The following is a 25,134-nucleotide window of genomic DNA, read 5'->3' on the forward strand; positions in this document are numbered from 1 at the left end:
CACATGCCGGGGCGGTGATCTTCCGGCTACGCAACGTGCCGGACGGGCGGAGAATTCCCTCACCCGCCCGTGGGTTTTCCTCGCTCACTCGTGCGGGTGAGCGCGGACCACCAGTGCCGTCGCGACGGCCGCGAGGCCGTCGCCGCGGCCGGGGAAGCCCAGGCCGTCGCTGGTGGCGGCGCTCACCGAGACGGGGGCGCCGACCGCCGAGGTCAGGACCTTCTGGGCCTCGTCGCGGCGGCGGCCGATCTTGGGGCGCTTGCCGACGACCTGGACCGCCACGTTGCCGATGACGAAGCCCGCGTCGCGCACGATCCGGGCGGCCTCGGTGAGCAGGGCGGTCCCGGAGGCGCCCGCCCACTCGGGCCGGTCGGTGCCGAAGTGGGCGCCGAGGTCACCGAGCCCGGCGGCGGAGAACAGGGCGTTGCAGGCCGCGTGGGCGACGACGTCGGCGTCGGAGTGCCCGGCGAGCCCCGGCCCCTCCCCCTCCCAGAGGAGTCCGGCGCACCACAGCTCGCGCCCTTCCTCGAAGGCGTGGATGTCGGTGCCGATGCCGACCTGGGGAAGCACGTAGCCGGGCGGCAGGCCGGAGCCGGGCAGACCGGACCCGGACGGATCGCCGCCGGGCAGATCGGACCCGGACACCCCGTGCCCGAGCGGGCCGTCAGTAGCCATCGGTGGCCCTCCTGCGGGCGAGTACGGCCTCGGCGAGTACGAGGTCCAGCGGGCGGGTGACCTTGAACGCCTCTTCGTGGCCCGGCACGACCAGCACCGGTACGCCGAGCTGTTCGACCATGCTCGCGTCGTCGGTGACATCGCGGGTGACGGTGGCGTGCGCCTTGGCGAGCGTGCCGCGGTCGAAGCCTTGCGGGGTCTGGACGGCGCGCAGCAGGGCGCGCTCCGGGGTGCCGGTGACCAGATGGGTGACCGCGTCGACGCTCTTGACGGTGTCGGCCAGCGGCAGCGCGGGGACGACGGCGGGGGCGCCGCCGCGTACCGCCTCGACCACGCCGTCCACGGTCTCCACCGGCACCAGCGGGCGGGCCGCGTCGTGCACGAGGACGACGTCCACGTCGTCGGGGAGCGCGGCGAGGCCGAGCCGTACCGACTCCTGCCGTACGTCACCGCCGGGGACGACCCGTATGTCGGTGGACTCGGGCAGGCCGTGGGCGTCGAGCAGCGCCCTGACCTCGGGGACGCCCTCGGGCGGGGCGACGACCACGATCACGTCGACGGCGCGGGCGCGGGCCATCGCGCGGACGGCGTGCACCAGGATGGGCACCCCGCCGAGGGTGCGCAGGGCCTTGGGCGCGCCGGGGCCGAGCCGAAGTCCACGGCCGGCGGCGGGAATGACTGCTGCGGTACGCAGGTTTGTGTCCTTGTATGAGGTGGGTATCGGCTGGGAGTACCCCCAGCCGAGGTTGGGGACAGTGCCGGGCATGCGCTCACCGCGGACCCCTTCCGTGAAGTCCGCGGGGATGTGCCACGCCCGGTACCGCCTGGTGAGCGGTGCCGTATGTCTCCGGCCGTATGTCTCCGTACGCGGGCACAAGCATGCCGCGGCACCCGGTCGTCATGCCCGACCGGGTGCCGCGGTAATTCCCTCGGGTGGTGTTTCCGGGGGCAGTGCGTCGCCGTACGTCACGGTCGGCGTGGCCACGCCGATTGAGACGAGAAACGAGAACCTCGATGGCACGTGGTGGGCGCGCGCGAGGATCTTAGGACGCGAGAACCTCGTCGAGCAGCGCCTCGGCCTTGTCCTCGTTGGTGTTCTCCGCCAGAGCGAGTTCGCTGACCAGGATCTGCCGGGCCTTGGCGAGCATGCGCTTCTCGCCGGCCGACAGGCCGCGCTCGCGCTCACGACGCCACAGGTCGCGGACCACTTCTGCGACCTTGATGACATCGCCGGAAGCGAGCTTCTCCAGATTTGCCTTGTATCGCCGGGACCAGTTGGTGGGCTCCTCGGTGTACGGCGCGCGCAGCACCTCGAAGACCCGGTCCAGACCCTCCTGACCGACCACGTCGCGTACGCCGACGAACTCCGCATTGTCCGCGGGCACACGTACCGTCAAGTCGCCCTGGGCGACCTTGAGCACCAAGTAGGTCTTGTCCACGCCTTTGATCTGGCGAATTTCGATTGCCTCGATCAGCGCGGCCCCGTGATGGGGATAGACCACGGTGTCGCCAACCTTGAACGTCATGTGACAGGTACCCCTTCCGTGGCTATCCAGGGTAACACGGGAACGCCCTCATCTGAATGGCGTTTTCGCAGGTCAGAGCATATCTCAGGGCTTGACAACGGCCCCCGGGACGTGCTGGAGCATGCCTCCCGCGCGAGGTATCCGCAGGTGGGAGCAGGTATACGGGGAGGCTGAAACGCCGCCGTTACAGGCTCTACCGCCGCCGAACAAGGGGCAGTACGTCCCTATTTGTCGCTCCCGGACGAGTGGATCATCGCTACTCCGTTCGGGAACCTGCCCGCAGATGATCCAATTTTGCACAGTCGTGGAACAACGGCGGAACACTCGCGGAAAACCGGCCGCGCCGATCATGAACGACGTCGGGTAATCACGTCGGGGGAATGCGGAATGCAATGGGTACGCGCACCCGGCCCGCCACCGGGCGGGTGAACCGCGCGGGTGAGCCGGGCTCCCAGGGGCCACCCGGTGCGCGGGCGCGTCAACGGCTCGGTAATCTAAGGCCGCTGGAAGATCTTCCGAACCTGATCTAGGAGATGCCGCCGCCGTGGTCCGCAGCTTCCGTCGCGGCGCCCTCGCCGCCGTTTTCGCGCTCTCGCTCGCCCCGCTCGCCGCCTGCGCGGCCGGGAACGACGCGCAGACCCTGAAGGTCCAACCGGACAGCGACTCCGTGACCCACGGCGTGATCAAGGTACAGAACGCCGTGGTGCTCACCCAGAGCGCCGGCAACGGACCCGCGACGGTCTCCGCGCGCCTGTTCAACAACGGCGACGACGCCCAGACCCTCCAGTCCGTCCAGCTCGGCTCGACCAGGGTCACGCTCGCGGACAAGGACGGCGGCCAGACCGTCAGCGTCCCCGGCCACGGCACCGTGCTCCTCGGCGGCAAGGGCAACCCGTCCGCCGTCGTGGACAGCGGCACCGAGGCGCTGCGGGACGGCGACGTGCAGAACGCCGTGTTCGAGTTCAGCTCCTCCGGGCCCGTCGCGATCCAGCTCAACGTGATCCCGGCCACCGGCGACTACCAGCAGTTCGGTCCCAGCTCGCTGCCGACCACCCAGGCGCCGACGCCGAGCACCACGCCGACCGGTTCTGCCACGCCCACCGGCTCGGCCACGCCGACGGACACCGCGACCCCGACGGGCACCGCCACCCCGACCTCCTGAGGTCGGTTTTCGGACAACCTGAAACGGCCCGGTGGCACGCTCGCCACCGGGCCTTTCCCGTATACGAATCCGGGACGCACTATGCCGTCCGCGCGCTGTGTCAGGGCCCGGGTCCAAGGCCCGGACCCGGGTTTACGGCTCGAACTTGTAGCCCAGGCCGCGGACCGTCACCAGATAGCGCGGCGCGCCCGGGTCGGGCTCGATCTTGGCGCGCAGCCGCTTGACGTGCACGTCGAGGGTCTTGGTGTCACCGACGTAGTCGGCGCCCCAGACCCGGTCGATGAGCTGCATACGGGTCAGGACGCGGCCCGCGTTGCGCAGCAGCATCTCCAGCAGGTCGAACTCCTTGAGCGGGAGGTCGACCTTGCCGCCGGAGACGGTGACCACGTGCCGGTCGACGTCCATCCGGACCGGACCGGCCTCCAGGGCGGCCGGGGAGATCTCCTCGGGCTCGCCGCGGCGGCGGAGCACCGCGCGGATGCGGGCGACCAGCTCCCGCGAGGAGAACGGCTTGGTCACATAGTCGTCCGCGCCTATCTCCAGGCCGACGACCTTGTCGATCTCGCTGTCCTTGGCGGTCACCATGATGACCGGGACATTGGACTTCAGCCGGAGCTGGCGGCAGACCTCGGTGCCGGGCAGGCCCGGCAGCATGAGGTCGAGCAGCACCAGGTCGGCGCCATTGCGCTCGAACTCGTCCAGCGCGTCGGGCCCGGTCGCGGATATGGCGACCTCGAAGCCCTCCTTGCGGAGCATGTACGACAGCGCGTCGCTGAAGGACTCTTCGTCCTCGACGACGAGTACGCGTGTCACGGAAGGACCTCCGGGGCGGGGATGTGTTCGGGGAGAGAGCGGAAGAGCTGTTCGTCCGACGGCTCGTCCAGCGACTCCTGGTCGGAATCGAGATCGGAGTCGCGGTCGGAGTCGGGATCGGAGTCGGGGTCCGCGTCCGCCTCGGCCACAGGATCGGTGCCGGGCGGCAGTGCGCGGTCGCGGGCGATCCCGGCTTCGGGAAGCCGCAGTGTGAAGGTGGAGCCCTGACCCTCGGCGCTCCACACGGTGACCTCCCCGCCGTGCGAGGCGGCCACGTGTTTGACGATGGACAGCCCGAGCCCGGTGCCGCCGGTGGCCCGCGAGCGCGCCGGGTCGACCCGGTAGAAGCGCTCGAAGACCCGGTCGCGGTCCTTCTCGGAGAGGCCGATGCCCTGGTCGGTGACGGAGATCTCAATGAGATCCCCGCCGGGTGCGTTGATCCTGCGCCCCGCGATGCCGACCCGCGTACGGGCCGGACTGTAGTTGACAGCGTTCTCGACGAGATTGCCGAGGGCGGCGGCGAGCTGGCCCCGGTTTCCCCATATGTGCAGGTCAGGGGTGGTTCCGGTAGCCATGGTGATCTGTTTGGTATTGGCCTGGTGACGGCAGCGGTCGACGGCCTCGGCGACGAGGTCGTCCACGGCCACCGGCTCGGCGTCGTCGAGCAGGTCGTCGTCCTGGACCCGGGAGAGGTCGATGATCTCCTGGACCAGGCTGGTCAGCCGGGTGGCCTCGATCTGCATCCGGCCCGCGAAGCGGATGACCGCCTCGGGGTCGTCGGAGGCGTCCATGACGGCCTCCGACAGCAGGGAGAGCGCCCCCACGGGGGTCTTCAGTTCGTGGCTGACATTCGCCACGAAGTCACGGCGGACCGCCTCGATCCGCCGGGCCTCGGTGAGGTCCTCGACCAGCAGCAGCACCAGCCGGGAGCCCAGCGGGGCGACCCGCGCCGAGACCGCGAGACCTTCGCCGCGGCTCACACCGCGGCGCGGCAGGTCCAGTTCCACCTGCCGTATCTCGCCGTCCCGCCGGGTCTCGCGGGCCATCTGCAGCATCTGGTCGACGGCCAGCCGGCCGCCGCGTACCAGCCCGAGGGCGTACGCCGCCGAGCTGGCCTTGACCACCGTGTCGCCCTCGTCCAGGACGACGGCGGAGGACCGCAGGACCGAAAGGACGGTGTCCACGCCCGGCGGCAGCGCGCCGGTCATGTTGTCGGGCCGCATGGCCGTACGGGTGGGGCGGGCCTGTTCCCGCTCGCTCCAGCGGAACGCGAGCACGGCGATCACACCGGTCAGCAGACCGGCTATCGCACTGGCTGCGGCGACTGCCGCGTTCACGTCCATAGCCCCAGGTTAGGTGGGTCGCGCAAGCGATCCACAACCCCGGAAGCTACCTCTCGGATGCTCGTTGCCAAGAGTTCACCTTCACGTGGGGAGTGGTTCACTCAGGGTGTGCGGTCGGTACGCGTACGCCCATCAGCGTGGCAGCGTGGAGGAGAAACCTCTGTTCGGACGGAAGGAAAGCGATGCGGGACGCATATCACGAGGAGCTGGACTCGATCGGTGACGGTCTGGTCGAGATGGCCCGGCTCGTCGGCTCCGCGATCGGCCGCGCCACCACCGCGCTGCTCGACGCGGACCTGAAGGTCGCGGAGAGCGTCATCGCCGCCGACGAGAAGGTCGACGAGATCCAGCGGGAGCTGGAGAACCGGGCGATCACCCTGCTGGCCCGGCAGCAGCCGGTCGCCACCGACCTGCGGATCGTGGTCACGTCGCTGCGGATGAGCGCGGACCTGGAGCGGTCCGGCGACCTCGCCCGCCACGTGGCCAAGCTGGCCCGCCTGCGCTTCCCCGAGTCGGCCGTGCCGCGCGACCTGCACAGCACCATCCTGGAGATGGGCCAGCTCGCGCAGCGCCTGGTCGCCAAGGCCGGCGAGGTCATCGTCAGCAAGGACGTGGACGACGCGCTCCAGCTCGAAGCGGACGACGACCGCATGGACGAGCTGCACCGCACGCTCTTCCAGCACCTGCTGGACGACCGCTGGAAGCACGGCATCGAGACGGCCGTGGACGTGACGCTGGTCGGCCGGTACTACGAGCGCTTCGCCGACCACGCCGTGTCGGTCGCCAAGCGCGTCGTCTACCTGGTCACCGGTGAGCACGCGGACGAGATGACGCCGCAGACGCCGTCGGCGGTGGAGGGCGCGTAGCGCCGTCCGGCGGGGGCGGGGGGCTTGGGCGGCGCGCGGGCCGGTGGCGGCACCGAGGTCTCTCGCGGCGCGCGGGCCGGTCGCCGCGCGTAGGGCGCGTAAGGCATTCGGGGGAGGCCGGAGTGCGCTCGTGCGCCGGGGGTGCGCTATTGAAGGGCGCGGCCGACGCGGAGTTCACTGGTGGGTAGGCAAGCCTGAGGAGGGTGTACTGATGCAGGAATCCCCCATCACGCCAACTCCCGTACGCGACCAGCCGTCTTCCGACCACGCCCCGCGGCCGCTCCGGACCCCGCTGCCGCTGGTCGCCGCGTGCGGCTGCGGCTCGGGGTGCGGCTGTGGCTGTCAGTCCGGCGGCGCCTGCCAGTGCGGAGGCTGCACCGGCTGACGCCCCGTCCGTCCCGACTCGTCTGATCCGTACCGTCCCGTCGCACCAACCGTTCACACGGACGACGGCCCGCGCTTCCTGACGGACGCGGGCCGTCGTCATGCCCGGCCAACGACAACGCCCGCGCCCTCGGACCGCCCTTGTGAAGACTCGGAAGGCTCCGTCGAGGTCCTGCCGGCCGACGTGCTGCTCGGCCGCCGACCCGCTGTCGACCCGTGAACGACAACGCCCCCCGTCTGCGGGAAAACCCGCGGACGGAGGGCGTGGCGGTGCGAGAGGACTACTTCTTGCCCTGGTTCTTGACCGCCTCGATGGCGGCTGCCGCGGCGTCGGGGTCGAGGTAGGTGCCGCCCGGGTTGAGGGGGCGGAAGGAGGCGTCGAGCTGGTAGGAGAGGGGGATGCCGGTGGGGATGTTGAGGCCGGCGATGTCGGCGTCGGAGACGCCGTCGAGGTGCTTGACCAGGGCGCGCAGGGAGTTGCCGTGCGCGGCGACCAGGACGGTGCGGCCCGCGAGCAGGTCGGGGACGATGCCGTCGTACCAGTACGGGAGCATGCGCAGGACGACGTCCTTGAGGCACTCGGTGCGCGGACGCAGCTCCGGCGGGATGCTCGCGTACCGCGCGTCGTCGCTCTGCGAGAACTCGGCGCCGTCCTCCAGCGGCGGCGGCGGGGTGTCGTACGAGCGGCGCCACAGCATGAACTGCTCCTCGCCGAATTCGGCGAGGGTCTGCGTCTTGTCCTTGCCCTGGAGCGCGCCGTAGTGCCGCTCGTTGAGCCGCCAGGAGCGGTGGACGGGCACCCAGTGGCGGTCGGCGGCCTCCAGGGAGAGCTGCGCGGTGCGGATCGCGCGCTTCTGGAGGGAGGTGTGCACCACGTCGGGGAGGAGACCGGCGTCCTTGAGCAGCTCGCCGCCCCGGACCGCCTCCTTCTCGCCCTTGTCGTTGAGATTGACGTCCACCCAGCCGGTGAACAGGTTCTTCGCGTTCCACTCGCTCTCGCCGTGGCGGAGCAGGATCAGTTGGTACGGAGCAGCAGCCATGGGCCCGAGCCTAATAGAAATCCCCTGGCGCCACCCGACCGCCCTCTGTAATATTCTCCAGCCGGTAGAGGTCATTACACAAAGGGGTCGCGGTGACGGCGTTCAGTCGGGCGGTACGGGAGACGGTGAGCGGTCTTCCCCGCCAGTTCTGGTGGCTGTGGACCAGCACCCTGGTGAACCGCCTCGGCGGCTTCGTCGTGACGTTCCTCGCCCTCTATCTCACCGTGCAGCGCGGCTACTCCGCCTCGTACGCGGGCCTGGTCGCGGCCCTGTTCGGGCTCGGCGGCGCCGGGGGCGCGGTGCTCGGCGGGGTCCTCGCCGACCGGATCGGCCGCCGCCCCACACTGCTCGCCACCCAGCTCGGCGCCGCCGCCACCACCGCGGTGCTCGGCTTCGTGACCAACCCGCTGGCCATCGCCGCCGTCGCGACCCTCGTCGGCCTGACCAGCAGCGCCTCCCGGCCCGCGCTCTCCGCGATGATCGCCGACCTCGTACCCCCGAAGGACCGGGTGCGTGCCTTCTCCCTCAACTACTGGGCGATCAACATCGGCTTCGGCGTCTCGGCCGCCGCCGCGGGCTTCATCGCCTCCGAGGGATACGTGTGGCTGTTCGTCGGCGACGCGCTGACGACCGTGCTGTGCGCGGTGGTCGTGTACGTCAAGGCGCAAGAGACGCTGCCGGTGACGGCGAAGGTGACGTACGTGGACGGGAGGACGGTGAACGGGAAGGCGGTGAGCGGGAAGGCTGGGAGTGGGACGACGGCGAAATCCCGTCCCCGTAAGGCGACTTCGCGGCGCGCTGCGGACTCCACCGACATCCGGCTCTCCGACGTCCTGCGCGACCAGCGCTTCATGGCCCTGGTCGGCCTGACCTTCCTGCTCGGCTCGGTGATGAACCAGGCCAACTCCACACTCGCCGTCGACATGGGCGCGCACGGCCTGTCCGCCCGCCAGTTCGGTGTCGTCATCGCCATCAACGGCCTGGTGATCGTGCTGCTCCAGATCCCCGTCACCCGGCTGGTACGGCGGTACGGCAACGCGGCGCTGCTGGGCGTCGGTTCACTGCTGATGGCCTGGGGCTTCGGCCTGACCGTCCTCGCGGGCTCGGTCGCCCTCTACTCGCTGACCGTCGTCGTATGGACCCTCGGCGAGATCGTGCACGCCCCCGCCTCGATGTCGGTGGTCGCCGACCTCGCCCCGGCCACCGCCCGTGGCCGCTACCAGGGCATGTACACCCTGTCCTGGTCCGCCGCGGCCTTCGCCGGTCCCCTGGTCGGCGGCGTCACCCTCGACCAGCTCGGCCGCACCACCGTCTGGCTGGGCTGCGCCGTCCTCGGCACGCTCGCGGGCGCCGGTTACTACCTGCTGCTGCGCGGCCGTCCGGCCGCCCCGGTCCTCCCCACCGCCCCTGTGGCGGCCGGAGTCGAGGCCCAGGCCCCGGCTCCCCGCGACGCCCCGGAACAGGTCGGCGGCTGAGCGCCGCGGGCCGTTCGCCGACCGGGACACCAGCCGGGACGCCGACAGGGCCACGAAGGCGCTCGGCCGGAAGCCCCGGTCAGCGGCGGAGCCGCAGAGCGCGCTGCGCCTCGTAGAGGTTCGGCGGGTCGATCCCCGGAGTGCCGTAGGACTCCAGGCGCGAGTGCAGCGGGCCCGTGAAGTCGGGGACGTCGATCTGGCCGAAGGGGGTCACCGTGGAGATGCCGACGGTCGCGCTGTAGGGCGCGATGTCGTCGATCTTGACGCAGCCCGCGCGGCCGTTGGTGACGGTGACGTTCCAGTGGGTGAAGCGGGCGCCGTACAGCGGTCCGGCGGAGGCGTCGCCGCCGTGCTGACCGTCGTTGGAGACGGTGATGTCGGTACGGACGCAGGCGAACGGCAGGCCGCGGTGGGTGTCGAAGGTGCCCATCTCCATCCGGCCGCGCGACCAGACGTTGTACGACGACAGGCCCTCGGCGTTGATGCCGTGGAGCTGCGTGCCGGACGGGGCGGGCACGGTGCGCCGGTCGATCGCGAAGTCCTCGACGAGGTTGTCGTGCGAGCCCTCGCGGCAGGCGTACGGGTGGTGGCTGCCGCGCCCCGAGACGCGGGTACGGCGGAAGGTGGTGGCCTTCGCCGCGACCATCAGGAAGCCGTTGTCGACGTCGACGGCGTGCACGTCGTCCACCCAGCAGTCCCAAGTGCACTGCGCGACCAGCCCGTTGTACCCCTTGTCGAGCAGGTGCGGCGACTGCGGTGTGGGCGTCATTTGGATGGTCAGGCCCTCCACACCGGAGTTGATCAGCGGCTCGACCATCGTGGTGATCCTCGGCCGCCACAGCAGCCGGGTGTCCAACGGCATCGGCCGGTCGAAGGTGACGCGCCGTCCCCGGACTTCGGTGATCAGGGCCGGCCATTCGTAGGGGACGTACGAGAGCAGCTTGCTCTTGTCGGACCAGTCGTACGTGGCCGCGCCGTCGACGTCGCCCGCCATGTGGTCGAGCAGGCCGTGCGCGGGGTCGTCGGCGTATTGCAGCAACACGCGTGCGCCGGGTCGCAGTTGGCGGGCGCTGTCGACGGTGACGCTCCAACTGCCCTGCGCGGCCTCCTCGGTGACGGTCGCGAGCGTCCGCCACTGGTCGCGCTTGTTGCCGGTCCAGCCCTCGAACGGCCAGTCCTTGGCGCGGATCGCGTCGGTCAGGGAGGCGTAGCGGTCGGCCGGGCACATCCAGACCAGGCCGCCCGCCCAGGACCACGACGACTTGTCGCCGCCGTACCGGCTGCCGTACGGGCCGATGAGGTCGGTCAGCGACCTGGTCGCGTACAGCACGGTGCGTCCGCTGCCCGCGCCGCGCAGGGTGGTGTTGCTCCAGCCGAGCCGGATGACGTCGTCGATGCGGTACGTGCCCGGCGGGAGGTGGACGGTGCCGCCGCCCGCCCGGCCGACCTCGCGCAGGGCGCGGTTGATGGCGGGGGCCGCGTCGGCCGAGCCGTCCGCCTTGGCGCCGTAGCGCAGGACGTTCGCGCGGACGGGGTGGCGGTGGAAGCGGCGGGAGCCGCCGTCGTAACCGGCGCGGGCGACGTACGGGATCTGCGGGTGGGTGTACGGGGTCGCGGTGAACTCCCGCCAGAGGGTGAGGGGTTGGCGGCTCCCCTGCCCGGACGGGTCGACGGCCGCGTCGGCGGCCTTCGCCGTACCGCCGAACGCCGTACCGCCGAACGGCGTGCCGCCGAGCGCCGTCGCGGCTGCCGCCGCCGAGGTGACCTGGACGCTCGCGGTCAGCAGCTTCCTGCGGCTCATCGCCATGCTTCCACCCTTCACACGTAGGCCGCTATCACGTATCTGAACGTGGTTCAGATTTACGACTGACGTGAGGGTGTCATGTGGTACGGACCAAGGGGAAGGGGTCGTGCAGTGATTCTTAGGACTGACCTTCGGTCAGGTGAGTGAACGCGTCCAGATTCCTGGTGGACTCGCCGCGCGACACCCGCCACGCGTACTCCTTGCGGATGGAGGTGGCGAACCCCAGCTCCAGCAGCGTGTTGAAGGAGCCGTCCGCGTTCTCCACGACCGCGCCGAGCAGCCGGTCGACCTCTTCCGGCGTGACGGCGGCCAGCGGGAGGCGGCCGTTGAGGTAGACGTCACCGAGCCGGTCGATGGCGTAACTCACCCCGTACAGACGGAGATTGCGCTCCAACAGCCAGCGGTAGAAGGCTTCCTGGTTCTCGTCGGGGTGGCGGACGACGAAGGCGTTCAGCGACAGGGTGTGGGCGCCGACCAGGAAGGAGCAGGTGGTGGAGAGCTTGCGGGTGCCCGGCAGTTGGGTGACGTACGTGTCCGGGCGCGGCGACTCCCACGGCAAGTCGGCTTCGCGCAGGGCCTGTTCGAGCGCGCGGACGGCTCGCGCCCGGAGGTCGCCGCGCGGGGCGTCGGGGGTCGCGCCGCCATGGGCACCGTCATGGGCTCCGTCGTCGGTGTCACCGTTGACGTCCACCGGGGTCTCCTCAGCCATGCGCCGATCGTAGGTGACGGCGGTGTTCGGCCTGCGCAGCCGCGTACACCTCGGTGGTGTCGGCCGCGGCCTTCCCCCAGCCGAACTCCCGCGCGTGCCGGGCCGCCGCCGCGCCCAGCGAGTCGCCGAGCGCCGGGTTGTCGATGAAACGGCGCAGCACCCGCGCGTAGTCCCGGGGGTCGTGCCCCGGTACGAGGAAGCCGGTGCGGTCGTCCGCCACCGCGACCGGCAGCCCGCCGACCGCCGCCGCGATCACCGGCGTACCGCACGCCTGCGCCTCTATCGCGACCAGCCCGAAGGACTCGTTGTACGACGGCATGACCAGGACGGTCGCCGCCCGGTACCAGTCCGCGAGCCGCTCCTGGTCCACCGGCGGCTGGAACCGTACGACGTCGGACACGCCGAGCCGCGCGGCCAGCTTGTGCAGCGCCTCCGGCTTGGCCAGGCCGCTGCCGCTGGGGCCGCCGACGATCGGCACGAGGAGGCGGTGGCGCAGCGTCGGGTCCTCGTCCAGCAGCACCGCGACGGCGCGGATCAGCACGTCGGGGGCCTTCAGGGGCTGTATCCGGCCCGCGAAGAGCGGGATCACCGCGTCCTGCGGCAGCCCGAGGCGCCGACGGGCCGCCGCGCGGCCCGGCTCCGGGCGGAAGCGGTCCAGATTCACGCCGGGGTGCACGACCGCGACCTTCGAGGCGGTCGCCTCGTAGTACCGCACCAACTCGTCTGCTTCCTCGGCGGTGTTGGCGATCAGGCGGTCGGCCGCCGCCACGACCTGCGTCTCGCCGATCACCCGCGCGGCGGGCTCGGGACAGTCGTCCTCGGCCAGCGCCGCGTTCTTGACCTTGGCCATGGTGTGCATGGCGTGCACCAGCGGCACGCCCCAGCGCTGCGCCGCCAGCCAGCCGACGTGGCCCGAGAGCCAGTAGTGCGAGTGCACCAGGTCGTAGTAACCCGGGCGGTGGCCCGCCCACGCCTGCATCACCCCGTGCGTGAACGCGCAGAGCTGCGCGGGCAGCTCTTCCTTGGCCAGGCCCTCGTACGGGCCCGCGTCCACGTGCCGCACCAGCACACCGGGGGCCAGCTCGACCGCCGGGGGCAGCGCCCCCGTGGTGGCCCGCGTGAAGATCTCGACCTCCACGTTCAGGTCGGCGAGGCGCTTGGCCAGCTCCACGATGTAGACGTTCATGCCGCCCGCGTCGCCGGTGCCCGGCTGGTGCAGCGGTGACGTGTGCACGCTCAGCATCGCGACTCGGCGTACGCGGCGGCCTCCGGTGCGGCGACCCCTCATCCCCAGCGCGTGCTTGTGCTTCTGCGCACCGCGCAGCGCGGCGAGCCGGGACGACGTCTGCTGGGTCACCATGCGTTCCTTCCGAAGGCCGTACCCCCGCGTTCAACCATGGGGAACGCCGGAACTGGCGGTTCCATTTCCTTGTTGCCGAAGCGTGACCTTGGGGGGTGGGTGGTGTCTTGGTCTTTTTGTCTTTTTTTCCCGCCCGCCCACCCGTGCGGGTGCTTTCTTCGTCTGCGGGTGCCGCCCGTGCCTCGTCGGTCCCGGCCCGGGGCACCTCCTCGGGCGACGAACCTGCGGCCACCTGCGCCTGCTTCTGCCCCTGCCCGTTCGTCCCCCTGCGGGGGCACCCCGCACCGACCCCTCCCGGTACGTCGGCGCCCGCCTGTCCGCTGTGGCTGAGGAAGGAGGGGGTGGGTGGGCACCTTGGCGCTCGCTCGTGGGGGGCGGGGAGGAGGGCGGGCGCAGGTAAGCCTGGCGGCGGTGGCCCACCCGTGGGGGGCGGTGGGTCAGGGCATGCGGGCGGGGTCGGCGGACTGGCTGGAGGGCACCCCAGGGGGGCCGGGCGGTGACGCAGGGCGGCTCGCCGAAAGAACCCCCCTCCCCCGGCACCCCCACCGGACAGGCGGACGCCGACGAGCGAGGAGGGGACGGGCCGGGGTGCCCCCGCAGAAATACGTCAACAGGAACGGCACCGGATACACAGGACCAGGTGAGACGGATTTCGAGGAGGTACCCCGGACCGGCACCGACCAGGCACAAGCGGCACCCGCAGACGAAGAAAACACCCGCACGGGTGGGCGGGCGGGCAAAGACTAGAGTCGAGGAATGCGCGGCATGGTGGGGGTGGTGACCAGAGGAACCACCGGGCCCAACCGGCTGCGCCGGATGGACCGGTGGATCGCCACCGCGCTGGAAGCGGAACTGCGGCGAGCCGACCACCCCGTCGTCGTCGACCTCGGATACGGCGCCGCCCCCTGGACAGCGGTGGAACTCCTCAGCCGCCTCCAGGCGGTAAGAGAAGACGTCCAGGTCGTCGGCGTCGAGATCGACCCGGCCCGCGTCGCGGCAGCGAAACCGTACGAGCGCGACAACCTGAGCTTCATACACGGCGGCTTCGAGGTCCCCCTCCCCCACGGAAGCCGCCCCGTCCTGATCAGGGCGGCGAACGTCCTGCGCCAGTACGACGAAAGCGAGGTCGCCGCCGTATGGACCCGGCTGCGCGGCCGGCTCGCCCCCGGCGGCCTCCTCGTGGAAGGCACCTGCGACGAGATCGGCCGCCGCCACGTCTGGGTGGCGCTCGGCCCCGAAGGCCCCCGAAGCGTCACCTTCGCCACCCGCCTCGGCTCCCTCGACCGCCCCTCCGACCTGGCCGAACGCCTCCCGAAGGCGCTGATCCACCGGAATGTGCCCGGCGAATCCGTGCACGCGTTCCTCACCGCCTTCGACCGGGCCTGGGCCTCGGCCGCTCCCCTGTCCGCCCTGGGCGCGCGCCAGCGCTGGATCCGCGCCGTCACCTCGCTGCGCGCGGACGGCTGGCCGGTCGTGGACGGCCCCGCCCGGTGGCGCCAGGGCGAGGTCACGGTCGCCTGGCCCGCCCTCGCCCCGCACGCGTAACGCCCTCTCGCCCTTCCCCTTTACGGCTCGCCGTGCCACCATCCGCCAAGATGTGACGGCCCGTCAGATAAACCCTGCGTTCAGCGGCGCGAGGAGCCGCGCGAACAGCCACCGCGCCCGTGACGTGAGGGAGGCTCCGATGACCCGCGGAATCCGAAGCGGTGCCTGCGCGGCGGCGCTCACGGCGCTCACCGCCACGGTCGCGCTGACCACCGCCACGGCCACGGCCCCGGCGCAGGCCGCACCCCCGCGCACCGTGGCCCAGGTCAGAGCCGAGGTGGACGCGCTGTACCGGCAGGCGGAGGCGGCGACGGACGCGTACAACGCGGCCGGGGAACGCGTACGGGCCCAGCAGCACGACCTGGTGGCGCTGGCGGTGGCCATCGACCGTACGCAGACACGCCTGCGCACGCTCACCGCGCAGGCGGGGGCGCTGGCCCGCGCGCAGTACCGGGCCGGCGGGGTGCCGGACACGCTGCGGCTGGCGATGTCGGGGGACCCCGACACCTTCCTGTCGGACGCGGGACTCGCCGCCCGCGGCGCCCGCGCGGCGAGCGCCACGATCGACGCGCTGGCCGACACGCGCGGGAAGCTGGACGGCTACGCGCACGCCGCCACCGAGCGGTGGCAGCAACTGGTCGACGCGCAGCGGACGGCGGCCGGGGCGCGGCAGCGCGTACGGGCCAGGCTCGCCGAGGCCACCGCGCTGCTGGCCACGCTCAAGGAACAGGAGCGCGTCCGGCTCGCGCGGCTCGAGGACGAGGCGGCGTACCGCGCGCAGAGCGACTGGCTGGCGACCGGTGACGCGAAACGCCTGGTCACCGCCGCGTCCACGGCGTCCTCCGCCGCGGGCCGCCGCGCCGTGGCCTTCGCGACCCGGCAGATCGGGAAGCCGTACGTGTGGGGCGCGGCGGGCCCGTCCTCGTACGACTGCTCCGGGCTCACCTCCCAGGCGTGGGCGGCGGCGGGCCGTCCCATCCCGCGCACTTCGCAGGAGCAGTGGGCGCGCCTCCCCCATGTGCCCGTGGACCGGATGCGCCCCGGCGACCTCGTCATCTACTTCTCCGACGCCAGCCACGTCGGCATCTACGTCGGCGGCGGCGCGATCGTCCACGCGCCGCGCCCGGGGCGGGACGTGGTGGTGGCGGGGGCCGGTTCGATGCCGATCCTGGGGGTCGTACGACCGGGTTGATGACGGTTCGCGTACGTCTGGACGGAGGGAGACGTGGGGCGCGGAGGGATACGTGGGCGGGTACGCGTACGGGCGGCGGGTACGCGCGACGGGCGGCGGTCCGGATGCGGGCGGCGGTCCGGATGCGGGTCGCGGCGGGGGCGGGGTTGTGGCCGCCACGCGTGACCTTGGTCATGTGCGGATCAACACATCCACCGCGAAATCCCCTGCTGACCGCCGCATATGACGCTGACGGTTCACTCTCTGCCCTCCCGTCACCTTGCCTCCAGCCACTAGGGTCTCCGGAGATCCTCGGGGGAGGGAAGGAGTCGCTTGATGTCCGCAGCCCAACGCGGCACCGATCGGCCCTCAGCCACCGACGAGACGCGCGGGGCCGAGGGCCCCGCTGCCGTACCCGGTTCGGGGACGGCTTCCACGGCCGGGTCCTCGCCCCTTTCCGTACCGCCGTCCGTACCGACATCGGTCGCCGTGCCGGGGTCCGTCCCCGTACCGCCGTCCGTTCCCGTACCGGCGTCCACCGCCGTACCGCCGTCCGTCCCCGTGCCGGGGTCCGTCCCCGTACCGGCGTCCACCGCGCCGTACACGGAGTCCGGCGCCCTCTCGCTGCCCCGGCAGCGGCAGGATCCGGGCAGCGGTCCCGCGATCTTCACGCTGCTGGTCATCGGCGAGGACGCGACGGACGCCTTCACCGCGCCGTGGTTCCAGGAGGGCGGCGGGCCGCGGATCCGTATCCTGCGGGCACGTAATCTCACCGCGGCCGGCCGTCTGCTCACCGACGACGTGCACTGCATCCTCCTCGACCTGCCCGACGTGCTGGACGGCCTGCGGCAGGTGCTGCGGCTCGCGCCCGGCACCGCCGTACTCGTCCTGACCGACGGCGCGGACGACGGGCGGGCCGCGGAGGCCGTACGGGTCGGCGCCCAGGACCACCTCGCGCGGCACGAGGTCGACGCCGGGACCGTCACGCGCGCCGTCCGCTACGCCGTCGAGCGCAAGCGCGCCGACCTCGCGCACCGGCAGCTCACCGAGACGAAGCTGCTCGCGCAGGAGAACTCCCGGCTGGAGCGCGGCCTGCTGCCGACCCCGCTGCTGGACGGCGCCAGCCTGCGTTTCGCGGCGCGTTACCGCCCGGGGCGCAGCCGCGCCCTGCTCGGCGGCGACTTCTACGACACCGTCCGCGCCCCCGACGGCACCGTCCACGCGATGATCGGCGACGTCTGCGGCCACGGCCCGGACGCCGCCGCTCTCGGGGTCCAACTCCGCATCGCCTGGCGTGCGTTGACCTTCGCCGGGCTCGGCGGCGACGCGCTGTTGCGTACGCTCCAGCAGGTGCTCGAACACGAGCGGTCGGACGACGAGATCTTCGCGACGCTCTGCACCGTCGACATCGCGCCGGACGCGCGCAGCGCCGATCTGCATCTGGCCGGACACCCGGCGCCGCTGCTCTCGACCCCCGGCGCTCCCGGCAGCGTGCCGGAACTGCTGCCGTACACGGAGGGCGGCCCGGCGCTCGGCCTGCTCCCGGACGCCCGCTGGCAGCGGATACCGGTACGGCTGCGCGGCGAGTGGAGCCTGATGCTCTACACCGACGGCCTGATCGAGGGCCGGATCGGCCAGGGCACGCAGCGGCTCGGGCAGGACGGGATGGTACGGATGACCGCCCGGCTGCTGGCCGAGGGCCTGCGCGGCGAGGAACTGCTCGACGCGACGCTCACGGAGGCGCGGGAGCTGAACGGCGGGGAGCTGACGGACGACGTGGCGGTCGTACTGCTGGAGCGGCCGAAGCGGATCTGAGGCCGGTCCGCTGGGGGGCCGGTCCGCTGGGGGGCCGCCCGCCCGGTGGATACGGCCCGGTGGGTATGTGCCCCGGTGGATACGCCCGGCGGGTACGCGTCAGCCGTTGTACGGGCCGTACGGGCCGTCGCTGCTGCTGCCACCGCCGCGGCGCCGCCGCAGGCCCCCGCCACGGCGGGGTCCGGTGATCTGCCGTACGGCGGGGCGTACGTCCACCATGTACACGATCACGGCGACCAGGCCGATGACCGGCAGGAACGACAGCACCGAGAACAGCTTCATCACCACGGCCGCGATGCCGAGGATGATCAGCCAGAACGCCTTGGTGTTCTTGTCCGCCGCCCGGTACGCGTCCTCACGGCGGATCGCCGCGTCGACGAAGGCGAAGGCCGCGAAGAGGAAGAGCGCCCACGACACCAGGCCGAGCACCCCGAAGAACCCCGTGATCAGCACGCCGTCCACCGCCCTTGTCGCTGTCGGCCGGCACCGTGCCGACCGTCCGCTTGTCGCCCGCCCAACCGTACCGGCTCCTGTACGAACAACGGGCCGGGCTCGCAAAGCGTGCCCGGCCCTCGCCTCACTCCGCGGACTTGTCGGTCGCCTTCTTCGCGCCACTCGGCTTGCGGGGCGTGGTCTTGCGGGCGGCCGGCTTGTCGCCGGACGTGTCGGCGGGCTTCGCGGCCAGCCGGTCGCCGATCGACTCGGTCAGCGGCTCGTCGGCCGGGATGTCCGCGAGCTTCACGGCCGGCGGGATCTCCATGATTTCGTCGGCCGCGCCGCCGCGCCACTGAGCGACCGCGCCCTTGCCGCGCTCGGCCAGCTCGTCGTACGTCTCGCGCGCCTTGACCGCGTACTCGGCGGCCCGGCCCACGCCCTGGAGCGCCAGGTCCTGCACGGACCCGCCGATCTTCTTCAGGTCCAAGTCGATGCCGCTGATCGTCTCGTTCAGCCGCGTCTGCGCCTTGGTCGACGCGTCCTTGGCCTGCGCGGTGACCCGCTGCTGCACGTCCTTGGGGTCGGTGCCGCGGATCTTCTCGATCCGCTCGGGCGCCTGGTCCTTCAGCTTCTCCAGCAGCGCGGGCACCTCGCGGAGCTTCGCCGCGGCGAGGTCCGCCGTGCCCGCGACCGCGTACAGCGGGGTCGGGTTGCGCAGGCTCTTGACGATGTCGTCGGTGATGGTCATTTCTCGGATTCCTCCCGTACGAGTGTCGGAGACGAATCCGCCTCCACGTTCTTCCGCTCTTCTTCGGCGTTCTTCTGTTCTTCTTCGGCCTGTCGTGCGGCTTCCTCGGCCTTGGCGGCCGATTCCGCGGCGGCGTTCTCTTTCCTGAAGGACTCGTAGATCTGGATGAGCACCTGCTTCTGCCGCTCGTCGATCGACGGGTCCGACATGATCACCGCCGGCACCTCCAGCTCGTCCCGCTCCCGCGCGTCGAGCATTCCCGCCTGCACGTAGAGCGTCTCCGCCGAGATCCGCAACGCCTTCGCCAACTGCTGCAGGATCTCCGCACTAGGCTTCCGCAGCCCGCGCTCGATCTGGCTCAGATACGGATTCGACACACCGGCCGCCTCCGCCAACTGCCGCAGGCTGAGCCGCGCCCCCCGCCGCTGCTCCCGCAGGTACTCCCCGACGTTGCCCACCTTCAGCGAAGCCATGCCTCCACCTTCCCCCACCCCGCTAACTTTTGCAAGCACACCGCTTGCAACAGTGACCCTCCCAGCCTCACCGGCCGGCTCTCCCGAACTGACGGTCGTATCGGCGGTCGGTGCCTACGATGAAGGGTCGGGGCGGTGGATGAGGGGGACGGTGTGATCGAGCTGTCGGCCATGATTCGGGAATTACGGCGGGAACTCGACTCCGCGATGACCGACGGAGAAGGAGAACGCCTGCGATTCGAGCTGGGGACGGTCGAGGTGGAAGCGACCGTGACCGTCGGCAAGGAGGCAGGCGGTCAGGGAAAGGTCAGGTTCTGGGTGGTCGAGGCCGGAGGCGACGGAAAAGTCACCCGCTCGGACGTTCAGAAGATCACGTTGACACTTCAGCCACGGCTCGCCGGTGGTGGGGCGGCGCTGATTGCCGGGGATGAGATTCCCGGGGAGCGGTGACAGAGGTGGCGGGCGGTTTCGACGCCGCCCGGGTGGCCGAGATCCTCGTGACACGGGACGGGGCAGCGGGACGTAGGGGTTCGGGCTACGTGGTGGCGGCCGGTCGGGTACTGACGGCCGCGCATGTGGTCGCGGGGGCGAGCACGGTCCGGGTGCGGCTCGATGCCGGCCTGGCCGCTGAGCGCGTGTTGAACGCGGAAGTCCATTGGGCGGAAGCGCACGTCGACGTAGCCGTGCTGTCGGTGAGCAAGGAGGGCCAGGAGGCCTTCACGCCGGTGGAGTACGCCCGGGTGTCAGCACGTAGCGCGCGGTTGACGTGCGCCGTGATGGGCTTTCCGCTGTTCAAGGTGCGTGACGAGTGGGGCGGTGCGCCGTTCCGGGACGCATTCCATGACGCCCAGTGCACCTGCGACGTGCTGTCGAACCGCAAGGAGGGCACCCTCGACCTGCGGGTCGCGCCGCCGGCGCACTTCGCGGATCCCACCCGGTCGCCGTGGGCAGGCATGTCGGGCGCAGCGGTGTGGTGCCGTGACCGCGTGATCGGCATCGTGGGCCATCACCATCCGACCGACGGGCTGGACCATCTTGCGGTGCTGCGTGCCGACGCCTGGCACGCGCGGCTCGGAGACGCCGCGCACCTCCTCGAGGAATCGGTCGACGTGACCTTGGACCCCGGGCAGTTGGTGGACGTCGTGCCCACAACCTCCGTGGAAGACCTGCCCAGGGAGGGGGAGTTGGACATGCGCTTGCGTAGCTACCTCGACGACGCCGGACACATCTCCGTACGCCATCCGTACCGTTTCCCTTCGTTGGTGGAACCGCCGCTGAACGAGGTGTATTTGACACAGCTGGCCAGCAGGCGCGGGGGCCGGGCAGCCGGCGGCGACACTGAGCCGCCCGGGACGGAACGCGTCACCGCTGAGAGCCTCGTCGGCCGCCACCGCGGCGTGCAGGTCGTCGGCGGTCCGGGCGCGGGCAAGTCCAGTCTGCTGCGCAGCATCGCGGGCGACTCCGCTCGTCAGTGGCTCGAAGGCGGCGGCGGTGCCGCCGAGGGGGTGCCGACGGTCCTACCGATCCTGGTACGGGCCGAGGACCTGATCACGGAGCCCGGCGGCATTCCCGACCGGCTCACCCGCGCGGTCCAGCGTGAGCTGGGCGGCACCACTCTCGGCACCGATGAACTGAACGCGCTGTTCCGACGCGAACCACCTGCTGGCACAAGGTGGTTGGTGTTGATCGACGGCCTGGACGAGGTGCCGTCCTGGCGCCGTATCGACGTACTGCACGTCATCGGAAGGCTCCGCGACCGGCCCGGCTGGCAGGTGATGGTGGCCAGCCGTCCGCTGCCCGACGGCATCCTGAACCGGATCGGTGACGACGAGCACCCCACATACGCCATCGAGCCCTTCCTCCCTGAGGAGTTGCCCGCCTTCGCCGAGAAGTGGTTCCGCGCGGTGGGCAAGCCCGACCCGGTCGCGACCGCCGCCCTCTTCACCAGGGAGGTGGAACGCAACCCGCGGCTGCGGGAGTTCGCCCGGATTCCCCTGATCGCGACCATGATGTGTGTGGTCTACGCCGAGGATGTCGAGGGTCCCGGCAAACAACTGCCCTTCAACCGATCGGAGTTGTACGAGCGGTTTATCGACATCCTCGTCCAGCATCGCAATACGGCGGATGCCCGGCAGCGGCACCGCAGCCTCATCGACGAGGGCGACGCCGAAGCGCAGCAGGGTGTCACGGACCTGCTGCGTGAGGTGCTGCCGCTGCTGGAACGGCTGGCTCACGACCGGCTGGTGTTCGGGGGCACGGGCAGCGATCTGCTGGACCGGGCGACAGCTCTGTCCGTGGTGCCACGTCCCGCGTCGGTCACGCCTCACACCTGGAGGCAGATCCTTCGCGGCGTGCTGGAACACAGCGGCCTGCTGGAGCAGCGCGAGGGGAGTCTGCGCTTTCTCCACCCGTCGATCGAGGAGTATCTGGCCGCGCTCTACCTGTTCGGGCATGGGGGCCCGCGACGACACCTGGAGCGGCGGCGTTGGCCGTGGGAGGACCTGGAGACCAAGGTCTTCCTGGCCGGTCTCCAGGCGGCAGCCGACCCTGCGGGGCTGGAAAAGCCGCTGGCCAGGCTGCTGAGGTGGCCGGATCGGGGCACTCACCGCTTCGTCGTGGAACTCGTCGCCAACGGCATCCCCGTACCGGACCGGATTCTACGGCGCGCCGCGGTGATACTGCGCGAGGTGGTGATCCGCTTCGACCGCGGGCAGTCCGCCGAGGAGTGGGAGGCGGCGTGCCGTCAACTCGCGCTCCTGGACAAGCAGGAGCTGATCAGCGCCCTGGAACGGCTCGGCGGCAAGAACCGCAGGGACGGCAACGCCCGCTCGCGGGTGGCCGAGACAGCGGCGGCGTACGACCGGGCGCTCGGGCTGCGGCTGATGTCCGCCGTCGTCACGGACCGCGGCCTGGACAGCGGTGTGCGGTTGCACATGGCGAAGACGCTGGGCCGGTACGCCCCCGACAACACCGTCGCCGTCCACGAAGTACTGGCCGCTGACGAGACGATGGGGGATCACCGGGCCGAAGCGGCCGAAGCGGTGGACCGGCACGACCCCGCGCGGGGCCTTGTGCTCTTCCGGCAGTTGACGAGGGTAGGGCCCGCGGCCGACGGCCCGGACCCCCTACGGGTGGCCATGGCCTACACCCGGTGTCACCTCGGTGAAGGGCTGAACTACCTGGAAGAACTGGCCAACGGCAGATGGGGGCTCGGTGGCGAGAGGCGCGTTGCCGCCGCGCGTGCCTTGATGGGGTACGACACGGGACGGGGAGTGAGCACCGCGTACCGTCTCGTCGACGATCGTCAGCTCCAAGGTGCGGAGGAGACCTGGCGGATCGAGGCGGCAGGGCTGCTCCCCATGTTCGGCCAGGACACCGCCCTGCGCTCCCTCTTGAGACTGTGCGCCGACCCGAGCCTGTCGGACCGGGGCCGTGTCACGGCGGGGCGGACGGCAGGCCGGTTCCACCGGCAACTTGGCGCAGAGGCCTTGGTGCGACTGGCCGACTCATGGACTCCGGCCAGCGGTGCCATGGCGGTGGAAGCCGCGACGGCGGCGATCGACTTCTTTCCGCGGTTGGGCGCGGAGGCTCTGGAGCGGATCGCGCGCGGAGGCGCGCACGAAAGCTTCCGGCTCCAAGCGGCGCAGGCGTTACCCGCGACCGTCTACCCGGGCCACGAAGTCCGGGAGGTATGGCGAGCGCTGTGCTGGGACCGCGCGCTGACCGACTCGACCAGACTCACGGCTGCCAGAGAAGCCGATCGTCGAGGGGACGCGGGACGCGCGGAAGCCCTGCTGCATCTGGCTTACGAGGACAGTGTCACACCTGAGTTCCGCTTATGGGCGGCGAAGTCGGCCGCTGAACGCGGTGATCCCTCCGCTGCCAGTGCGTTGTCCGCCCTCGCGCTGTCGGAGTATCTGGCCAACGACGTACGCCGTGCCGCGGCGGAGGCTGTGCCCGACCCGGCGGCCCGGGCACACCTGCTGTACCAACTCGGCCCGTAGACCGGGTCCGTCGGGAACGGACGCGTGGGAGACCGACCCGAACTGAGCAGTCTTGCAGCCTGGTTCGGGCCGGGCCGGGGTCACGGAGTCCGGGCGGGGCGGGAGTTGCCGGGAAGAAGGAGGTAGGCGAGGAGGAGGGTCATGACGGCTACGCCGGCCCACATGGCTTGTTGCCAGCCGTCGACGAAGGACTGCTGGGCGGCGCGGACGAGGGCGGGGGCGGTGGGGCCGCCGGTGGCATGGGCGGCTTCGACGGCGTTGGCGATGCCTTCGCGGGCGGTGGCGGCGGTGGCCGGGGGCACGCCGTCGAGGCGGGGGCCGATGGCGCCGCGGTAGCCGGAGGAGAGGAGGGCGCCGAGGAGGGCGACACCGAGGGCGGTGCCGAATTCGCGGGTGACGTCGTTGAGCGCGGAGGCGACCCCTTGGCGTTCGCTGGGCAGTGAGCTGGTGATGGCCTCGGTGGCGGGGGTCATGGTGAGGCCCATGCCGATGCCCATGGCGAGCATGCCGGGCAGGACGGAGAGGTAGCCGCCGTCCACGGAGACGAGGGTGGCCATCAGGGCGAGGCCCGCGCCGCCGAGGAGGATGCCGAGGGCCATGGTGCGACGGCTGCCGACCCGTTCGGCGAGACGCGGCGCGAGGCCCGAGGTGGCCATCATCAGGACGGCCATCGGCATGAGGGCCAGCGTGGACAGCAGGCCCGACCAGCCCAACACGGCCTGGAGGAACGGGAAGAGGACGACGAAGATCCCGGCCTGGACGCCGAAGACGGCCAGCAGCGCGACGGAACCGCCGGCCAGGCCGCGCTCGCGGAAGAGGCGTACGTCCAGCAGCGGGCCGTGCCGCCGCAGCTCCCAGACCACGAAGCCGGCGGCGGCCAGGACGCCGACCAGCAGGCTGAGCAGGGTCACGGGCGCGGCCCAGCCCCGCTCGGGCCCTTCCTGGAGTACGAAGATCAGCCCGACCACCGCGACCACCGAGGTCAGCGCCCCGACCGTGTCGAAGGAGTGCGTCGCCGCGTCGCGCGAGTCGGGCACGGACCGCACCGTCATCACGGCGGCCACGAGCACGAGCGCCACGGGCAGGACGAAGAGATAGCGCCAGCTCGCCACGTCGACCAGCGCGGCCGACAGGAACATGCCCAGGATGCCGCCGCCGCCCGCGACGCCGGTCCACACCCCGATCGCCCGCCCGCGCTCCTCGGCCGGGAAGGTGGAGGTGATGACGGCGAGCGTCACCGGCATGATCATCGCCGCGCCCACACCGCTCAGCACCCGCGCCGCGATCATGACCTCGGCCGACGTCGCCAGACCGGCGACGACGCTGGCGCCGCCGAAGACGGCAAGTCCCGTGAGCAGTACGGGCTTTCGGCCCCATCGGTCGCCGACCGCGCCGAGCGGCAGCAGCAGCGCCGCCAGGCTCAACGTATAGATGTTGATGATCCACAGGATCGTGCTCTGCGAGGCGTCGAACGCGACGGCCAGGTCCGGCTGCGCGACGTTGAGGCCGGACACCGAGGCGATGACGGCCATCAGCGCGACGCAGACGGAGATCAGGATCGCGCGGCGCCGACGCGGGTCGTCAACACCCGCCGCGTCAGGGGCTGTTACGTCGACCGGTACGTCAACGCCCGTGCCCACGGCTGCGGCTTCGGCACTGACCCGCGCGGGCCGGTTCGGACTCTCCCTCATCTGGACGGACCTTTCACCAGGGACGGTCAACAGGGGAAACGCGGGAGCGATCGTCGCCACGACCGGCCCCGATGTGCAAAATTGTTTGCCGATCG

General features: G+C 71.4%; 21 protein-coding genes. 8 read left to right on the top strand and 13 right to left on the bottom strand.

Annotation, left to right across the window (positions count from 1 at the left end; all coding sequences use genetic code 11):
• Positions 1 to 84: 84 nt before the first annotated feature.
• The 3 genes from ispF to ACFZAM_RS25995 form a co-directional block, all read right to left on the bottom strand.
• Positions 85 to 675: a 2-C-methyl-D-erythritol 2,4-cyclodiphosphate synthase gene (ispF, locus tag ACFZAM_RS25985; RefSeq protein WP_391049670.1), complete on the bottom strand. Its 591-nt coding sequence runs from the start codon at positions 673 to 675 to the stop codon at positions 85 to 87.
• Positions 665 to 1,441 (bottom strand): 2-C-methyl-D-erythritol 4-phosphate cytidylyltransferase, encoded by a 777-nt coding sequence (ispD, locus tag ACFZAM_RS25990; RefSeq protein WP_391049672.1) that lies wholly within the window; start codon positions 1,439 to 1,441, stop codon positions 665 to 667. The genes ispF and ispD overlap by 11 nt, the downstream gene beginning before the upstream one ends.
• A 277-nt stretch (positions 1,442 to 1,718) precedes the next feature.
• Positions 1,719 to 2,201 (bottom strand): CarD family transcriptional regulator, encoded by a 483-nt coding sequence (locus ACFZAM_RS25995; protein WP_033174074.1) that lies wholly within the window; start codon positions 2,199 to 2,201, stop codon positions 1,719 to 1,721.
• A gap of 544 nt (positions 2,202 to 2,745) precedes the next feature.
• Between ACFZAM_RS25995 and ACFZAM_RS26000 the strand changes: the two genes are divergently transcribed.
• Positions 2,746 to 3,363: a DUF461 domain-containing protein gene (locus ACFZAM_RS26000; RefSeq protein ID WP_355342083.1), complete on the top strand. Its 618-nt coding sequence runs from the start codon at positions 2,746 to 2,748 to the stop codon at positions 3,361 to 3,363.
• Between the two features lie 132 nt (positions 3,364 to 3,495).
• On the opposite strand, the gene ACFZAM_RS26005 is transcribed toward ACFZAM_RS26000, so the two are convergent.
• Positions 3,496 to 4,176 carry a response regulator transcription factor gene (locus tag ACFZAM_RS26005; protein ID WP_093716893.1) on the bottom strand — a complete coding sequence of 227 codons (681 nt, stop codon included), beginning with the start codon at positions 4,174 to 4,176 and terminating at the stop codon, positions 3,496 to 3,498.
• The gene (locus ACFZAM_RS26010; RefSeq protein WP_355342080.1) at positions 4,173 to 5,519 is read right to left on the bottom strand and encodes an ATP-binding protein; all 1,347 of its coding nucleotides are present in this window, start codon (positions 5,517 to 5,519) and stop codon (positions 4,173 to 4,175) included. The genes ACFZAM_RS26005 and ACFZAM_RS26010 overlap by 4 nt, the downstream gene beginning before the upstream one ends.
• A gap of 182 nt (positions 5,520 to 5,701) precedes the next feature.
• On the opposite strand from ACFZAM_RS26010, the gene phoU reads away from it, so the two are divergent.
• Entirely contained in the window at positions 5,702 to 6,385 is a 684-nt protein-coding gene (gene phoU, locus ACFZAM_RS26015) for a phosphate signaling complex protein PhoU (RefSeq protein ID WP_355342077.1), read from the top strand.
• A 665-nt stretch (positions 6,386 to 7,050) separates the two neighbouring features.
• Here the strand turns inward: phoU and ACFZAM_RS26020 are convergent.
• Complete coding sequence (locus tag ACFZAM_RS26020; protein ID WP_391049674.1) at positions 7,051 to 7,809, bottom strand: phosphoglyceromutase; 759 nt, start codon at positions 7,807 to 7,809, stop codon at positions 7,051 to 7,053.
• 92 nt (positions 7,810 to 7,901) lie between these two features.
• On the opposite strand from ACFZAM_RS26020, the gene ACFZAM_RS26025 reads away from it, so the two are divergent.
• Positions 7,902 to 9,284, top strand: a complete 1,383-nt coding sequence (locus ACFZAM_RS26025; RefSeq protein WP_391049675.1) for an MFS transporter — start codon at positions 7,902 to 7,904, stop codon at positions 9,282 to 9,284.
• Positions 9,285 to 9,363: 79 nt separating this feature from the next.
• On the opposite strand, the gene ACFZAM_RS26030 is transcribed toward ACFZAM_RS26025, so the two are convergent.
• The 3 genes from ACFZAM_RS26030 to mshA form a co-directional block, all read right to left on the bottom strand.
• Positions 9,364 to 11,085: a glycosyl hydrolase family 28-related protein gene (locus ACFZAM_RS26030; protein WP_391049677.1), complete on the bottom strand. Its 1,722-nt coding sequence runs from the start codon at positions 11,083 to 11,085 to the stop codon at positions 9,364 to 9,366.
• A gap of 121 nt (positions 11,086 to 11,206) precedes the next feature.
• Positions 11,207 to 11,797, bottom strand: coding sequence for a YbjN domain-containing protein (locus tag ACFZAM_RS26035; RefSeq protein ID WP_391049679.1), 591 nt, complete (start codon positions 11,795 to 11,797; stop codon positions 11,207 to 11,209).
• On the bottom strand, positions 11,790 to 13,085 hold the full coding sequence (mshA, locus tag ACFZAM_RS26040) for a D-inositol-3-phosphate glycosyltransferase (protein ID WP_391049792.1): 1,296 nt from the start codon (positions 13,083 to 13,085) through the stop codon (positions 11,790 to 11,792). The genes ACFZAM_RS26035 and mshA overlap by 8 nt, the downstream gene beginning before the upstream one ends.
• An 828-nt stretch (positions 13,086 to 13,913) precedes the next feature.
• Between mshA and ACFZAM_RS26045 the strand changes: the two genes are divergently transcribed.
• The 3 genes from ACFZAM_RS26045 (at position 13,914) to ACFZAM_RS26055 (ending at position 17,688) form a co-directional block, all read left to right on the top strand.
• Complete coding sequence (locus ACFZAM_RS26045) at positions 13,914 to 14,702, top strand: class I SAM-dependent methyltransferase (protein WP_391049681.1); 789 nt, start codon at positions 13,914 to 13,916, stop codon at positions 14,700 to 14,702.
• Between the two features lie 139 nt (positions 14,703 to 14,841).
• Positions 14,842 to 15,894, top strand: coding sequence for an NlpC/P60 family protein (locus tag ACFZAM_RS26050; RefSeq protein WP_391049682.1), 1,053 nt, complete (start codon positions 14,842 to 14,844; stop codon positions 15,892 to 15,894).
• Positions 15,895 to 16,209: 315 nt separating this feature from the next.
• On the top strand, positions 16,210 to 17,688 hold the full coding sequence (locus ACFZAM_RS26055) for a SpoIIE family protein phosphatase (RefSeq protein ID WP_391049683.1): 1,479 nt from the start codon (positions 16,210 to 16,212) through the stop codon (positions 17,686 to 17,688).
• Between the two features lie 99 nt (positions 17,689 to 17,787).
• Here the strand turns inward: ACFZAM_RS26055 and ACFZAM_RS26060 are convergent, their stop codons facing one another.
• The 3 genes from ACFZAM_RS26060 to ACFZAM_RS26070 all read right to left on the bottom strand — a co-directional run bounded on the left by ACFZAM_RS26060 (position 17,788) and on the right by ACFZAM_RS26070 (position 19,344).
• The gene (locus ACFZAM_RS26060; RefSeq protein ID WP_355342053.1) at positions 17,788 to 18,141 is read right to left on the bottom strand and encodes a DUF2516 family protein; all 354 of its coding nucleotides are present in this window, start codon (positions 18,139 to 18,141) and stop codon (positions 17,788 to 17,790) included.
• Positions 18,142 to 18,265: 124 nt separating this feature from the next.
• Positions 18,266 to 18,871: a hypothetical protein gene (locus tag ACFZAM_RS26065; protein WP_355342050.1), complete on the bottom strand. Its 606-nt coding sequence runs from the start codon at positions 18,869 to 18,871 to the stop codon at positions 18,266 to 18,268.
• Positions 18,868 to 19,344 carry a helix-turn-helix transcriptional regulator gene (locus ACFZAM_RS26070; RefSeq protein WP_355342047.1) on the bottom strand — a complete coding sequence of 159 codons (477 nt, stop codon included), beginning with the start codon at positions 19,342 to 19,344 and terminating at the stop codon, positions 18,868 to 18,870. Before ACFZAM_RS26070 ends, ACFZAM_RS26065 begins: the two co-directional genes overlap by 4 nt.
• Before the next feature lie 153 nt (positions 19,345 to 19,497).
• Here ACFZAM_RS26070 and ACFZAM_RS26075 point away from each other — a divergent pair, with 153 nt between their 5' ends.
• Both ACFZAM_RS26075 and ACFZAM_RS26080 read left to right on the top strand, forming a co-directional pair.
• Positions 19,498 to 19,794 (top strand): trypco2 family protein, encoded by a 297-nt coding sequence (locus ACFZAM_RS26075; RefSeq protein ID WP_391049686.1) that lies wholly within the window; start codon positions 19,498 to 19,500, stop codon positions 19,792 to 19,794.
• Entirely contained in the window at positions 19,791 to 23,348 is a 3,558-nt protein-coding gene (locus ACFZAM_RS26080) for a trypsin-like peptidase domain-containing protein (protein WP_391049687.1), read from the top strand. The genes ACFZAM_RS26075 and ACFZAM_RS26080 overlap by 4 nt, the downstream gene beginning before the upstream one ends.
• Before the next feature lie 80 nt (positions 23,349 to 23,428).
• Here ACFZAM_RS26080 and ACFZAM_RS26085 read toward each other — a convergent pair whose 3' ends face one another.
• Positions 23,429 to 25,039 (bottom strand): MFS transporter, encoded by a 1,611-nt coding sequence (locus ACFZAM_RS26085; protein ID WP_391049689.1) that lies wholly within the window; start codon positions 25,037 to 25,039, stop codon positions 23,429 to 23,431.
• Between the last annotated feature and the right edge of the window lie 95 nt (positions 25,040 to 25,134).

This window comes from Streptomyces sp. NPDC008079 (genome assembly GCF_042957385.1).
Lineage (GTDB): Bacteria > Actinomycetota > Actinomycetes > Streptomycetales > Streptomycetaceae > Actinacidiphila.